The organism is Ruegeria atlantica (genome assembly GCF_947495585.1).
Classification (GTDB): Bacteria; Pseudomonadota; Alphaproteobacteria; order Rhodobacterales; family Rhodobacteraceae; genus Ruegeria; species Ruegeria atlantica_G.
This window is the reverse complement of the sequence record NZ_CANLZK010000004.1, coordinates 99,072-112,814: the sequence shown is the minus strand read 5'-3', so window position 1 is coordinate 112,814 and position 13,743 is coordinate 99,072. Positions and strand designations below refer to the sequence as shown.

Genomic DNA, 13,743 nt, shown 5'->3' with positions numbered 1-13,743 from the left:
CTCTAACCATGGTACGACGCGACCGTTTTCAACTGTGAAAAGCCATATAGGGCCTCGAACCCTTTCTCGCGGCCGTGTCCGGATTTTCCGACACCGCCAAATGGTAGCTCTACGCCACCACCCGCGCCGTAGTTGTTGATGAACACCTGGCCAGAGCGCAGTTGCTTTGCCAGCCGCATCTGCCGTGCGCCGTCGCGGGTCCAGATGCTGGCGACCAACCCGTAATCGGTGCCGTTGGCAATCTTCACCGCGTCTTCTTCGGAATCGAATGGGATCAGCACCTGCACGGGACCGAAGATCTCATCCTTGGCCAGACTGTGATCCGGCGGAACGTCCGCAAAAAGGGTCGGCACAACATAGGCCCCCTCGGACGGTGCACCGTCTACGATCTGTCCTTGCCCTGCGACGGTCAGGTCTGCGCCCCTGGCCAGAAAGTCCGAAACGATGTCCTTTTGACGGGCCGATATCAGCGGGCCGACGCGCAGATCGTCTTGCGCAGGGCCAACGGTCAAATCTGCATAGGCCGCTGCCATACGATGCTTGACCTGATCATAAACCCCGCGCTGCACCAAAATGCGTGACGAGGCCGAGCAGGTTTGTCCGGCATTCTGAATGCCCGCATTCACCAGAAAGGGCAGGGCCGCGTCCAGATCGGCATCGTCAAACACCAGTTGAGGTGACTTCCCCCCAAGCTCCAGCGTCACGGGCACCACATTTTGCCCCGCTGCCTGCTGCACCAGCGCCCCAGTAGCGACTGACCCGGTGAACGAGACATGGTGCACGCCCGTATGGCCCGACAAAACCGCCCCCGCCTCGGCCCCCAACCCGGGTATGACATTCAGGGCACCGGCGGGCAAACCGGCCTCTTGCGCGAGGTGCGCAAAGGCCAGCGCGGTCAGGCAAGCTTCTTCCGCAGGTTTCAGAACGCAGGCATTGCCCATCGCCAGCGCAGCCCCAACCGACCGCCCGATGATCTGCATCGGATAGTTCCACGGCACGATATGCCCCGTCACGCCGTGCGGTTCCCGTAAAGTATAGACGGTGTAGCCATCCAGATACGGGATGGTCTCGCCCATGACCTTGTCCGCGGCCCCACCATAGAATTCGCAATACCGTGCCAACGCAACCGCATCTGCGCGTGCCTGCGTCAGGGGCTTGCCGACATCCATGGCCTCTAGCGTGGCCAGGTCCTCAACACGCTCCAAAACCATCCTTCCCATACGCGTGAGGATACGGCCCCGCTCCAGCGCAGTCTTTCGTCCCCAATCCCCGTCAATCGCAATCTGAGCCGCCTTGACCGCAGCATCAACATCATGCGCGCCACCCCTTGCGATCTGGCAGATCTCTGAGCCGTCAGAAGGATTGATCAAAGGCAATGTTTGTTCTGCGGTTGGCGGCACCCAACTACCGCCGATCAGACAAAGGCCGGGATTAAACCAAAGGGGGCTGGACATGGGATACTCCTATATTCGGCTCTAACAAGGGATTTACGCCACATCCCGGCCGATCTCTGGCAGCGTGGGCGCGGCATTGATCAGGTCTTTCGTGTATTGGTGTTTCGGGTCAGTGAAGACGCTTTCGGTATCGCCCTCTTCTACGATCCGGCCAGCCCGCATCACCATAACGCGGTCAGTGATGGTGCGCACGACGCTCAGATCATGGCTGATGAATAGATAAGTCAGATCATAGGCCTCACATAGTTCGGCCAACAGGTCGAGAATCTGGGCCCGGACCGACACATCAAGGGCCGAAACAGCCTCGTCAAACAAGATCAGTTCGGGCCGGATGATCAAGGCACGGGCGATGGCGATGCGCTGTCTCTGACCGCCCGAGAATTCATGGATATACTTACCAGCGTCATCCGGGCTGAGACCCACCGCTGTCAACATTTCAGCGATCCGGTCCTGCCTCTCGGACCCCATTACAGGAGCATCGAGCAGATGGAACGGTTCAGTGATCAGCCGGGCCACGCGGTGACGTGGATTGAAGCTACCATAGGGGTCCTGAAAGACCACCTGCATCTTGCGCCGCACGGCGAGGTTGGGTTTGTGACCCGAAAAGACAGGCTGGCCATCCAGACGAATGTCACCACCTTGAACATCCTCTAGGCCAAGAATTGCCTTTGTTAGGGTCGATTTTCCACAACCAGATTCGCCGACCAGACCCAGACGTTCCCCGCTATTGAGCGTGAAGCTGACATGGTCCACCGCCCTGTGATGCCCCGGTGAATCGAACAGCCCCTTGCGGGGCAGACGATAGTCGCGAATGACGTTTGTCACTTCAAGCAAAGGGCGGGATTGTGCCGGCTCAGGCAGGGATACTTGATGCCCCGAAGCCTCGAACAGCATACGGGTATATGGGTGCTGCATGTGGTGTAGCAGGTGGTCAGTGGCCCCGGATTCGACCACATCGCCATGGCGCATGACGACGATTTGATCGGCCATATCCGCCACCACGGCAAGGTCATGAGTGATCATCAACAGCCCCATGTCGTATTCGGTCACCAATCCCTTCAGAAGCTCGAGGATTTGCGCCTGCGTCGTCACGTCCAAAGCTGTAGTCGGTTCATCCGCGATCAACAGTTTAGGGCGCAGCGCAATCGCCATCGCAATCACGACGCGCTGACGCTGGCCCCCGGACAGTTCGTGCGGAAAGCGGGACAATGGGAAACGATTTGGCGGCAGGCCCACACGGGTCAGAACTTCCTCCGCCCGGTCTCGCGCCTGTCTGGGCGGCATGGCCTTGTGGATCAGGATGGTCTCCATCACTTGATCGCCGATGGTTTTGACTGGGTTCAGTGCGGTCATAGGTTCTTGGAACACCATACCGATCGCAGCACCGCGCAGGGCACACATATCGTTTTCGTCGCGGTCCAGCAGATCTGAGCCGTTCAGCCGGATGACCCCGGTCGTCTTGGCCCCGTCCGGCAAAAGCTGCAGCACCGCGAGCGCGGTCATCGATTTGCCCGACCCGCTCTCCCCGGTCACGGCCACGATCTGACCGGGCGCAATGGACAGATTGACCTGTTTCAGGATGTCCGTGCCGTGAATGGACAGCGACAGGTTTTCGATCTCAAGCAAACTCATGTGCGCGCCACCCTGATCCGGGGGTCCAGCCAATCGCGCAACCCATCACCCAATAGGTTCAACCCAAGCACCGTAACAATGATCGCCAAACCGGGAATCAGAGCCAAATGCGGGGCGAAACTGACCATTGTCTGCGCATCAGCCAGCATCCGGCCCCAACTTGGCGTTGGCGGTTGCGCGCCCAGACCGACATAGGACAGGCCAGCCTCAGCCAGAATGCCCAGAGAAAACTGGATGGTGCCCTGAACGATCAGAAGGTTGGCGACGTTAGGCAGGATATGCTCGGCCGATATCCGTGCCGCACCTTTGCCCGAAACGCGCGCGGCCAGGATGAACTCCCTCTCCCACAGTGAAAGCGCCGCGCCGCGAGTGATGCGTGCAAAAACCGGGATGTTGAAAATGCCAATGGCGATGATCGCATTTATCGCGCCAGCACCAAACACAGCAGTGATCAGGATGGCGATGACCAGAGACGGGAAGGCAAAGGCCAGATCGTTGCCGCGCATGATCAGCTCGTCCAGCCACGACCCTTTGCGCGCAGCCGCTGTCAGGCCCAAAGGCACGCCCAGCGCCATGCCAATCCCCACCGCCACCAAAGCCACGGCAATCGAGGTACGGGCACCGACCATGATCATCGAGAACATGTCGCGTCCGAAATGATCCGTGCCAAACCAATGCTGCGCGTTGGGAGGCTGCAGTTTGTCGGGGATGTTCAGCGCAGTGTAGTCATAGGGCGTCCAGACAAATGAAACCGCCGCCGCCAACAGCACCAGCGAGGACAGACAAGCCCCAAGGATCAGGCTCCGGCTCATGTCCGGCTCCTTAACCTTGGATCAACGGCTGCATAGGCCAGATCGACCAGAAAGTTCACGGTGATGACCGCAAAGACCAGCAGCATTACCACGGATTCCACCACAATCAGATCGCGGGCCGAGATTGCCTGAAACACCAATCGCCCAAGACCGGGCAGATAAAAGACTTGTTCGATAATAATAGATCCCGCCAGCAGGAAGGAAAACTGCAACCCGATGATGGTCAGAACCGGGATCAGCGCGTTGCGCACCCCGTGCCGCCACAGGACCTGACGACGCGAAAGCCCTTTGGCACGTGCGGTGCGCATGAAGTCTTCGCCCAATATGTCCAACAAAGACGACCGCATGACCCGCGCCAGAATGGCCGCCTGCGGTAGGGCCAGCGCGACAGCCGGCAGTGTCAGGGAATGTAGCCCTGCCCAAAGCCCCTTGTCCCAGCCTGCGAACCCTCCGGCATTGAACCAACGCAGGTTGATGGCGAAGACCAGAACCAGCATCATGGCGAACCAGAAATTCGGCACTGCAATGCCCAGCTGTGTTGCCCCCATTACCGTCAGATCGCCCGGTTTGCCCCGGCGCGCGGCAGCATAGATGCCTACCGGAAACGCAATCGCGGTGGACAGGGTAAGCGCATACAGCGCCAAGGGCAGCGAGACCCACAGCCGATCCGCGATCATCTGCGACACGGGCGTGCGATAGGTGTAAGAGGTTCCGAAATCCCCCACCATCATCCCGCCAACCCAATTGAAATACCGCTGCACCTTGGATACATCCAAACCCAACTCGGCCCGCAGAGCGGCAAGCGTATCCTCTTGCGCATTGACGCCCAACATGAATGACGCCGGATCACCGGGCGCCACCTCAATCACGGCAAATATAACGACCGAGGCGACGGCGAGGCTGATCACCAGCGATATCAGTCGTTTGAGGGCATAGCGAAGCATCGAGGCCACGTTAGGGGTGCGCGCCTTCCCGGTCCAGCACCTATGGAGCCAGAAGATAGGCAAAAACTGCATAGCCAACGATTGCAGCGTAACCCAGCGGGTAAATCCACTTGATGGCGTAGTTATCCAACTTGCGCGCCCCGGATTCGCGACCCGAGACTTTGAGCCTGCGCAGGGCGACATTGAACACAATCAAAGCCCCGGTCATCAGGAACATGCACTGCAGAACGAAATCCAGAAATGTCAGGTATCCAAGCTTTGGCAGATCAGCAGAAATCGCCCAGTTGAAAGCTACGAATACCAGCAAGTTTCCTCCGGCAATTTCGATCCTTTTGCGGTATTCATCAAGAAAGAACAGTGCCCAGCCGACCGAGATCAGCACCAGCATCGGCAGAAACACCCGAATGACATAGTAGGTCAGATGCCGGTGGCCTTCGAAGATCAGCGCAACCTGATCGCTGTCCTGACCGGAAAGGCCCGTGACCTGAGAGGTTTCAAGCCGCGCTTTGTCCAGAATCCACTCTTCTTCGCCCAGCAGGTCACCAAGGCCCGAGAACTCGTTCATCGGATGATAGGACACATATTGGGATGGAAAGATCGAAACGACCTCGAAATGAAACTCCTGTGTGTCGAAAGGGTATTTCCGAAAATCGAAATGTGGGGCCTGTAATGTCAGCGAGGATTTCTCGACATACAACACCCGCCCGTCATATCGCAGAGAGGCGGCGGCTTCGTGAATCCACTTGTTGGATTGTTGGTTGTGAATGACGAATGCTGGTACCACCGTCCCGATCTCAGCGGCATGATCGGCCAGCGCCGGGGGGTTGAAAACCCGGAAATCGCGCCCCAGCTCTTGCCGGTCAAAAGCCAACGCAGGGTCGGCCCACTCAACACGCAGCACAACCACGGCACCGTAGTTTTCGGCCTTCTGGTCAACGCTGGTGATCTGATCGATTCGAATACCGATGCCAACATCCAGCGGGTTCTCTGGCGTCCCGATAGGTGTATCCAACCGACTGTCCAGAATGTTCTGCGCCACAACCGGTTCCACAGTCGTTGCCGCCAGGGCAACGGTCACAAAAACCAGAAACAGGACACGAAACAAAATCATCCTTGGCTCACTCGACAACATTAAATGCAAGGGCCGTAAACCAGCGGCCCCTGTCTTGAGTCACTCGGACCAGCTGATCTGCGTCAGATCGATTGCGGCCGTGGGCGCGTTTTCCCACAGGCCCCGAACTCCGGCTTTGGCCACGCCCAGCTTGGCCAGCTGGAACAGATACCCGTTGACGTAGTCGTCTGCGATCAGGCGCTGCGCCTCACCCAGCAGACGGGTGCGTTCTTCGGGGTCTGTCGTTGAATTCAGCGTGTCCATCAGCGCCTGGAAATCGGTGCTGTCATACTGGAAGTAATAGTCAGGGCGCGCATAGATCCCGATATCCATAGGCTCGGTATGACTGACGATGGTTAGACCAAAGTCCTTTCCTTTGAACACCGATTCCAGCCACTGGGCCCATTCGACGTTGACGATATTGGCCGTGATCCCGACCTCGGCCAACTGAGCGGCGACGATTTCGCCCCCGCGCCGGGCATATGATGGGGGCGGCAAATGCAGCGTCGTCTCAAACCCGTCGGCATACCCAGCATCAGCCAACATCATAGCAGCCTTTTGGGGGTCGTAGGCCGAGTTCCCAGTCAGATCGACATAAGCCGGATTGTGCGGCGCGAAATGGGTGCCGATGGGCGTACCGTAGCCAAACATTGCTCCGTCGATGATCGCCTGACGGTCAATCGCGTGGGCCAATGCCTGACGCACTTGGATATCATCGAAGGGTGGCATCTTGTTATTGGTGGACAGGATGGTTTCCCCTTCAGTCGAACCGACAAGCACCTGAAAGCGCGGATCAGCCTCAAATTGCGGCAGGTTTTCCGGCGCAGGGAAATTGTCGAACACGTCGATATCCTCGGCCATCATGGCCGCAAAAGCCGCCGTCGGGTCCGAGATGAATTTGAATGTAGCAGTCTCTAACGCAGGCTGGTCGCCCCAATAGTCCGGGTTGCGGTTCAGAGTGATACTGTCGCCCTGCACCCATTCACCAAAGGTAAAAGCGCCGGTTCCGACGGGGTTGGTCTTGATGCCCTCGATACTATCGGGCGCGACAATAACCGCATCACCCCAGGCCAGGTTGAACAGGAAGTTCCCGTTTGGCTCAGACAGGGTCACTTTGACGGTCAGCGGGTCGACCACCTCGATGTTTTCAATCCCGGCAAACAGGGCCTTTTGCGCATTTGCGCTATCCTCGGATCGGGCGCGGTCTAGGCTGAACTTGACGTCCTCAGCATCCATCGTGGTGCCGTCGTGGAAGGTAACCCCATCGTGCAATTTAAAAGTATAGACCTTGCCATCTTCCGAGATTTCCCAACTTTCAGCCAGACCAGGAACCACCGATCCGTCACCCATAAACCGGGTCAGGCCTTCGAAGATATTGGTGTAAACCACCGAATCGATAGCCTGTGCTGCTGCACTGGTCGGGTCCAGATGCGGCGGCTCTAGTTGCAACGCTATGGTAATGTCGGATTTAGCGAAAACCTGTGTACCAAACAGGCTGGCGCTAACCGCCAGCACCGAAGCAAAGGACCGAAATGTCTGCTTTGTCATGTAAATTACTCCCCACTGAAAATGGAAACCTGCGTTTTTTTGGGCCGTACTGCACCCAACTTCCCTTTAAACCTTAGGTCATTCAAGGAAATGTTCGCGCAACCGGGGTTTCTATAGCCCGCTCCCATCTGTTATGCCGCGCTGCAACATGACAACCGGAGGAGCGACAATGAGCGCCACCGCCCGTAAAAAAGCCCCGAATGCGCAGGATATTCGCGCCCGCAAAGGCGGCGAGCCGCTGGTCAGTCTGACAGCCTATACCACGCCAATGGCGCGGTTGATGGATGATCATTGTGATTTTGTCTTGGTGGGCGACAGCGTCGGCATGGTGCTGCACGGGCTGGAATCGACGCTGGGCGTGACGATGGAGATGATGGTGATGCATGGTCAGGCCGTCGCGCGCGGTCTGGAAAGTGCGATGATGGTCATCGACATGCCCTTTGCCAGTTACGAGCACTCACCTGCCGAGGCATTCCGCAACGCCGCCCGGCTGATGTCCGAAACCAGCGCGGGCGCGGTTAAGCTGGAAGGCGGCGTCGAGATGGCCGAGACCATCCGCTTTCTGGTCAAGCGCGGGATTCCGGTGATGGCGCATATCGGCCTGACCCCGCAGTCGATCAACACGCTTGGCGGATATAAGGTTCAGGGTCGCGACGAACAGGCCGAGGCTGTACTGGAAGATGCTCGCGCTGTGGCCGAGGCGGGAGCGTTCTCGGTTGTGCTGGAAAAAGTACCGCAGAAGCTGGCCGATCAGATCACCGGCGAAATCGCGATCCCAACAATCGGAATCGGCGCCTCGGCCGAGTGCGACGGTCAGATTCTGGTTGTCGACGACATGGTTGGTTTTTTCACCGCCTTCAAACCGAAATTCGTCAAACGTTATGCTGAGCTTGGCCCATTGGCCGAAGCCGCCATCGCCGAATACGCAGCCGAGGTGCGCGCACGAACCTTTCCAGCGGACGAACACGTCTTTTCCGATCAGACCCCGACCAAAGGACCCAAGACATGACCGCCCCAATCTTTCGCCGTCTGGCCGACCTACGTGCCTTGACATCGGAATGGACGCGGAAGGGTGAAGAGATCGGCGTGGTTCCGACCATGGGCGCGCTGCATCAGGGGCATCTGTCGCTGGTTGAGGCCGCCAAGGCAGGTTGTGACCGCGTGATCGTCACGATCTTTGTGAATCCCAAGCAGTTCAACAACCCCGAGGATCTGGCAAAGTACCCGCGCACCGAGATCGAGGATGCGCAGAAACTGGCCCCCTACGGCGTTGATGCGATCTACGTGCCGGAATCCGAAGAGATTTACCCGCAGGGCTTTGCCACGACCGTATCCGTCGCGGGCCTGACCGATGTGATGGAAGGTGAATTCCGTCCCGGACATTTCGACGGCGTTGCCACAGTTGTGGCCAAACTGTTCCTGCAAACGCAGGCGGACAGAGCCTATTTTGGGGAAAAAGACTATCAACAGCTGATGATCGTGACCCGAATGGCGCGCGATCTGGACATTCCGACCGAGGTTGTTGGATGCCCCACAGTTCGCGAACCCTCTGGTCTGGCCATGTCCTCGCGCAACCTGCGCCTGTCGTCCGAAGGGCTGGATATTGCCGCCCACAAAAACCGGATCATGCGGGAATTAGCGGCCGCCCTGAAAGACGGCGCGCCGTTTGATCCTTTGGCTGCACAGGCCGAGATCGATCTGCTGGCCGCGGGCTTCACGCAGGTGGAGTATATTCAACTGCGGTGTGCCGAAACGCTGGACCCAATAGCCCACGCAAACCGGCCTGCCCGCCTGTTCGCAGCAGCCTGGACGGATGGTGTGCGGCTGATCGACAATATTCCTGTCTGAACACACTGGCACGTTCGTCATTGTTTGCGCTAAAGTCCCGCAAAACCAAACGACGGGGGGCGCAGGCGTGACCTACATTCTTGCCATTGATCAGGGCACCACATCATCGCGGGCAATTCTGTTCGACGCAGAGATGCAGCGCGCAGGCACCGCGCAGCACGAATTCACCCAGCACTTCCCGCAGGAAGGCTGGGTCGAACACGACGCCGAGGAAATCTGGAACAGTGTTCTGCGCGTTTGCCGCGAAGTTATGGATAGCGTCGGGGTAACCTCTGATCAGATCGCGGGCATCGGCATCACCAACCAGCGCGAAACAACAGTAGTTTGGGACCGCGCTACTGGCGCACCAATCCACAACGCGATCGTCTGGCAGGACCGCCGTACCGCCGAGATCTGCGCGCGCTACAAGCAGGCCGGGTGCGAGGATGACGTGACCGCCCAGACTGGGCTGCTGCTGGACCCCTATTTCTCGGGCACCAAAGTTAAATGGTTGCTGGACACCGTCCCCCGCGCGCGGGAAAGGGCCGAGGCAGGAGAGCTGATGTTCGGCACCATCGACAGCTTTCTGATCTGGCGCCTGACCGAAGGGCGCAGCCACGCGACAGATGCCACCAACGCGGCGCGCACGCTTCTGTTCGACATCCACAAGGGCGAATGGAGCGCCGAGATCTGTGATCTGCTGGACGTGCCGATGAACATGCTGCCCCAGGTGCATGATTGCGCCTCGGATTTTGGAGATACGACTCTATTTGGGGGAAATATCCCGATTCTTGGCGTTGCCGGTGATCAACAGGCCGCCACCATCGGTCAGGCCTGCTTCCAACCCGGCATGATGAAATCCACTTATGGCACCGGTTGTTTTGCTCTTCTGAACACAGGGGATAAGCCGGTCGAGTCGAAGAACCGCCTGTTGACCACCATCGCCTATCAATTGGACGGTAAACGGACCTATGCCCTGGAAGGGTCAATTTTTGTGGCCGGTGCAGCGGTGCAATGGCTGCGCGACGCGTTGCAGATCATCGAGAGCGCCCCGGAAAGTGGCGAGCTGGCCCAAAAGGCAGACCCGAACCAGCATGTCGTGCTGGTGCCCGCCTTTACCGGCCTCGGCGCGCCTTACTGGAAACCGGATTGCCGTGGCGCCGTGTTCGGCCTGACCCGGAATTCAGGCCGTGCCGAATTTGCCAAGGCCACGCTGGAGAGCATCGCGTACCAGACGCGCGATCTGTGGCACGCAATGCAGGGCGACTGGGGTGCGGATACCGACGTCATCCTGCGTGTCGACGGTGGCGCCAGCGCGTCGAACTGGGCGATGCAGGGATTGTCGGATTACCTGGGCGCCGAGGTTGACCGGCCGGTAATGCAGGAAACTACCGCATTGGGCGCGGCCTGGCTGGCCGGTATGCGCGCAGGCGTTTATCCGGATCAACAGGGATTTGCGGAAACCTGGGCGCTGGATCGCCGGTTCGAACCGGAACTTTCTGCCAAAGAGCGCGATGCCGCCTATGACCGCTGGAAACGTGCGGTATCAGCTGCGATGGCGTTCTGAGAGGTATGAAGGATCAGCTATGATCCTTCATCAACCGCTGCTTTTGTCGTGACCAGTCCCGCTTGGCCTGGGTTTCGCGCTTGTCGTGGTTTTTCTTACCCTTGGCGATACCGATTTTGATCTTGGCCTTGCCCTTGTGGTTAAAATACAGAACCAGCGGCACCAGTGTCATGCCTTTGCGCTGGGTCGCGTTCCACAAGTTCGACAATTCCTTGCGTGACACCAGCAGTTTGCGCCGGCGGCGTTCCTCGTGCTTGAACGATTTGGCTTGCTCGTAGGGGGCGATATAGCTGTTGACCAGCCACAGCTCGCCATCATCGACAGAGGCATAGCTTTCGGCGATGTTCGTCCCACCTACGCGCAGGGATTTGACCTCGGACCCTTCCAGCATGATGCCGCACTCAAGATCGTCCTCGATTGCGTAATCGAAGCGCGCGCGCCGGTTTTCGGCGATGACTTTGTAATTCGGGTCTGTCTTTTGCTTAGCCATGACGCGTTGATCTATGCGGCTTGGGCGGCCCTTGCAAGGCGTAGCCGTCAGGAGGTGGCCGAGATAATCAGATCAGGTCCGAAAATAGTGTCGGCGTGATTGTGCAAATAGATCTTGAGCCACGGTGTAAATCGCTCGGGGTAACGCTGCACTTCGGCCAGAAGATCGTGGTAATCGACCCAGCGAATTTCCATGACCTCTTCCGGGTTGGGCTCAATCTTCAGCGGGCCGCGCACATGGGCCAGAAAGATGTCGACCACTTCGTGCTCGATCATGTTGTTGCCGACATCGGCGTGATACTCCAGCCGGTGACGGTATTCCGGGTAAAGCCCGGTAATTCCCAATTCCTCGCGCAGCCGGCGCACGGCGCAGACAGACGGTGTCTCACCCCAGTCGGGGTGGGTGCAGCAGGTATTCGCCCAAAGGCCAGGGGTATGATATTTGCCCAAAGCCCGACGCTGCATCAAAATTTCGGTCCCGCGCACGACAAAGACAGACACCGCCTTGTGCCGCAGGCCTTTTTCATGCGCCTCAAGCTTGTCCACTGGGGTCAACTCGCCATCAACCCAGGCCGGGATCATGATTCCCATCTGTCGTCTCCTGCTGCCGATCCACCCGAAGGGCCGGAAATTCGAAATTGGCTGCCACCGGGTCGGCTTGGCTCTGCGAATTTATGCGTGCAATGCATGAAATACCGCGCGCTTTCAAATTGGCGCTGTTCAACGCGGTTATCAAGCGCACGAAAGGCCGCAGGGGCTGCGGCCTTTTGTAACCTCAAACGGTGTTTGGTATGCGGCTTTATTCGCCAGAAACGCTTACGATATAGGCGTAAACATCCTCGGCACCCTTCTTCAGCTTGAAGGTCATTTTGGATTTGGCCGAGGTTTCACCCAGATAATCTTTCAGAAACGCCTTGGGGTCCTTTGCATATTCGACGAATGTCGTTTCGTCCCAGACCAGACCGTTTTCACCAGCGGCAACGATGCTGTCACCATATTTGAACTCTTCAACGGTTCCTGCGGTCCGGCCTGCAATCCCATACAGGTTCGGACCGGTTTTACCGCCCTTTACGATGACTTCACCCTCAGGATCGGCAATCTGGTGACAGGATTTGCACTTGTTAAAAGTCTTCTTTCCGGCTTCGGCGTCACCTTCGGCATATGCGGGAAGGGCCAGAAGGCCGACGATTGCGGTCGCGAGAATGCGATTCATAGCTTTTGCTCCGATACGAATTGGCTGCACCGAATGGACCGTCGGCGCAAAAAAGAGTCAACGCGCAGATTGCCGCGCGAGGGCACTGTGCCACTGCGGCATATAGGCCGTCCTTAACTTAAGTCATGTAAGCCGGACCAACAGGGTAAAAGATCCCGCGCCGCTGGCGAGGCAAGAAATACAGCCCGCGCGATGGCCCGCGACAGACAGATCGAAGCCACATGGCCAAGAAGCCCCAGTTCAGCCTCTGGAAGGTCGTGATTGCCTGTGCTGACGCCGAACACCAGATCGCCATCGCCTGGTGTGTGCGCGGGAACAATCGCCCGCGCGATCCCGTCATGGGCAGCCACCGCCAACCTATGGCATTGCGGCTTGGACAGCGCCGCGTCAGTGGCAACAATTGCGATGGTGGTGTTGGCCTTGTCCGGCTGGGCGGGTCGCATTGCTTTGGCCTTGCGACTGGTCAAGACACGACCAAGACCCGTGTTGGAATCAGGCCCTAATTCTCCGAATTCGTCGCCGATTTCAAACGGAGCGGCCCAGAAATGACGGTCACCCGGTGTGGTGACGCTGCCGAGTGGATTGGCGGCAACCAATGCGCCAATCGTGACCCCGTTTTCCATCACAAACGAGGCGGATCCGAGCCCACCCTTTTGCATGGCAGCCAAGGCACCAGTCCCTGCGCCAGCAGTACCCAGATCGAACTGATCGGACGCGCCCTCGAATGCGTGACGCCCAAGCGCACGATAGGGGTTCTGGGCCCAGGCTTTGTCGCCACCGTTAAGCAGGTCAAACAGGATCGCCCCCGGAACGATAGGGACCACGACATTGCCAACCTCAAACCCGCGGTGTTGCGCCCTAAGCGCGTCAGCTACCCCGGAACAGGCGTCCAGACCAAAGGCCGAACCACCGGACAGAACGATGGCATCTACGCGCGACACGGTTTTGTCAGGTGCCAGCAAGTCGGTTTCCCGCGTGCCTGGCGCACCGCCCATCACGTGAACGGAGGCCGTGAAGGGTTCGGGTGCCGTCAGAACGGTTACACCGGATTTGAGCGCGTCATCCTGAGCGTTTCCAACCAAAAGGCCGGGAACATCGGTGATCAGGTTTCGGGGTCCGGAGGTCATTGCGTTTTCAGATGCTGGA

Annotated in this window: 13 protein-coding genes; 3 read left to right on the top strand and 10 right to left on the bottom strand. The window is 58.4% G+C overall.

What is annotated here, in order from left to right; translation table 11 throughout:
• Positions 1–2: 2 nt before the first annotated feature.
• Genes QMP16_RS09995 through QMP16_RS09970 form a run of 6 tightly spaced genes read right to left on the bottom strand, consistent with a single transcriptional unit; the run spans position 3 to position 7,501 of the window.
• Complete coding sequence (locus QMP16_RS09995; RefSeq protein ID WP_282152251.1) at positions 3–1,454, bottom strand: aldehyde dehydrogenase family protein; 1,452 nt, start codon at positions 1,452–1,454, stop codon at positions 3–5.
• A gap of 33 nt (positions 1,455–1,487) precedes the next feature.
• The gene (locus tag QMP16_RS09990; RefSeq protein WP_282152250.1) at positions 1,488–3,086 is read right to left on the bottom strand and encodes an ABC transporter ATP-binding protein; all 1,599 of its coding nucleotides are present in this window, start codon (positions 3,084–3,086) and stop codon (positions 1,488–1,490) included.
• Complete coding sequence (locus QMP16_RS09985) at positions 3,083–3,898, bottom strand: ABC transporter permease (protein ID WP_282152249.1); 816 nt, start codon at positions 3,896–3,898, stop codon at positions 3,083–3,085. The genes QMP16_RS09990 and QMP16_RS09985 overlap by 4 nt, the downstream gene beginning before the upstream one ends.
• Positions 3,895–4,842: an ABC transporter permease gene (locus tag QMP16_RS09980; RefSeq protein WP_282152248.1), complete on the bottom strand. Its 948-nt coding sequence runs from the start codon at positions 4,840–4,842 to the stop codon at positions 3,895–3,897. The genes QMP16_RS09985 and QMP16_RS09980 overlap by 4 nt, the downstream gene beginning before the upstream one ends.
• A gap of 40 nt (positions 4,843–4,882) precedes the next feature.
• Positions 4,883–5,953, bottom strand: coding sequence for a hypothetical protein (locus QMP16_RS09975; RefSeq protein WP_282152247.1), 1,071 nt, complete (start codon positions 5,951–5,953; stop codon positions 4,883–4,885).
• A gap of 60 nt (positions 5,954–6,013) precedes the next feature.
• Positions 6,014–7,501, bottom strand: coding sequence for an ABC transporter substrate-binding protein (locus QMP16_RS09970; RefSeq protein ID WP_282152246.1), 1,488 nt, complete (start codon positions 7,499–7,501; stop codon positions 6,014–6,016).
• A gap of 169 nt (positions 7,502–7,670) precedes the next feature.
• Between QMP16_RS09970 and panB the strand changes: the two genes are divergently transcribed.
• From panB to glpK, 3 genes are all read left to right on the top strand, one after another.
• Positions 7,671–8,510: a 3-methyl-2-oxobutanoate hydroxymethyltransferase gene (panB, locus tag QMP16_RS09965; RefSeq protein ID WP_282152245.1), complete on the top strand. Its 840-nt coding sequence runs from the start codon at positions 7,671–7,673 to the stop codon at positions 8,508–8,510.
• The gene (gene panC / locus QMP16_RS09960) at positions 8,507–9,349 is read left to right on the top strand and encodes a pantoate--beta-alanine ligase (protein ID WP_282152244.1); all 843 of its coding nucleotides are present in this window, start codon (positions 8,507–8,509) and stop codon (positions 9,347–9,349) included. The genes panB and panC overlap by 4 nt, the downstream gene beginning before the upstream one ends.
• Before the next feature lie 67 nt (positions 9,350–9,416).
• Positions 9,417–10,895, top strand: coding sequence for a glycerol kinase GlpK (glpK, locus tag QMP16_RS09955; protein ID WP_282152243.1), 1,479 nt, complete (start codon positions 9,417–9,419; stop codon positions 10,893–10,895).
• 13 nt (positions 10,896–10,908) lie between these two features.
• Here the strand turns inward: glpK and smpB are convergent, their stop codons facing one another.
• The 4 genes from smpB to QMP16_RS09935 form a co-directional block, all read right to left on the bottom strand.
• The gene (smpB, locus tag QMP16_RS09950; protein WP_058272887.1) at positions 10,909–11,385 is read right to left on the bottom strand and encodes an SsrA-binding protein SmpB; all 477 of its coding nucleotides are present in this window, start codon (positions 11,383–11,385) and stop codon (positions 10,909–10,911) included.
• A gap of 47 nt (positions 11,386–11,432) precedes the next feature.
• Positions 11,433–11,975 (bottom strand): isopentenyl-diphosphate Delta-isomerase, encoded by a 543-nt coding sequence (idi, locus tag QMP16_RS09945; RefSeq protein ID WP_058272886.1) that lies wholly within the window; start codon positions 11,973–11,975, stop codon positions 11,433–11,435.
• A gap of 208 nt (positions 11,976–12,183) precedes the next feature.
• Entirely contained in the window at positions 12,184–12,597 is a 414-nt protein-coding gene (locus tag QMP16_RS09940; RefSeq protein ID WP_058272885.1) for a c-type cytochrome, read from the bottom strand.
• Positions 12,598–12,710: 113 nt separating this feature from the next.
• Positions 12,711–13,724: a P1 family peptidase gene (locus QMP16_RS09935; protein ID WP_282152242.1), complete on the bottom strand. Its 1,014-nt coding sequence runs from the start codon at positions 13,722–13,724 to the stop codon at positions 12,711–12,713.
• Between the last annotated feature and the right edge of the window lie 19 nt (positions 13,725–13,743).

Excerpts from the sequence above, each read along its gene's own strand:
- QMP16_RS09970 (WP_282152246.1), bottom strand. The coding sequence starts at position 7,501 with ATGACAAAGCAGACATTTCGGTCCTTTGCTTCGGTGCTGGCGGTTAGC.
- QMP16_RS09935 (WP_282152242.1), bottom strand. The coding sequence starts at position 13,724 with ATGACCTCCGGACCCCGAAACCTGATCACCGATGTTCCCGGCCTTTTG.
- QMP16_RS09980 (WP_282152248.1), bottom strand. The coding sequence starts at position 4,842 with ATGCTTCGCTATGCCCTCAAACGACTGATATCGCTGGTGATCAGCCTC.
- idi (WP_058272886.1), bottom strand. The coding sequence starts at position 11,975 with ATGGGAATCATGATCCCGGCCTGGGTTGATGGCGAGTTGACCCCAGTG.
- panC (WP_282152244.1), top strand. The coding sequence starts at position 8,507 with ATGACCGCCCCAATCTTTCGCCGTCTGGCCGACCTACGTGCCTTGACA.
- QMP16_RS09985 (WP_282152249.1), bottom strand. The coding sequence starts at position 3,898 with ATGAGCCGGAGCCTGATCCTTGGGGCTTGTCTGTCCTCGCTGGTGCTG.
- QMP16_RS09995 (WP_282152251.1), bottom strand. The coding sequence starts at position 1,454 with ATGTCCAGCCCCCTTTGGTTTAATCCCGGCCTTTGTCTGATCGGCGGT.
- panB (WP_282152245.1), top strand. The coding sequence starts at position 7,671 with ATGAGCGCCACCGCCCGTAAAAAAGCCCCGAATGCGCAGGATATTCGC.
- QMP16_RS09940 (WP_058272885.1), bottom strand. The coding sequence starts at position 12,597 with ATGAATCGCATTCTCGCGACCGCAATCGTCGGCCTTCTGGCCCTTCCC.
- smpB (WP_058272887.1), bottom strand. The coding sequence starts at position 11,385 with ATGGCTAAGCAAAAGACAGACCCGAATTACAAAGTCATCGCCGAAAAC.
- QMP16_RS09975 (WP_282152247.1), bottom strand. The coding sequence starts at position 5,953 with ATGATTTTGTTTCGTGTCCTGTTTCTGGTTTTTGTGACCGTTGCCCTG.
- QMP16_RS09990 (WP_282152250.1), bottom strand. The coding sequence starts at position 3,086 with ATGAGTTTGCTTGAGATCGAAAACCTGTCGCTGTCCATTCACGGCACG.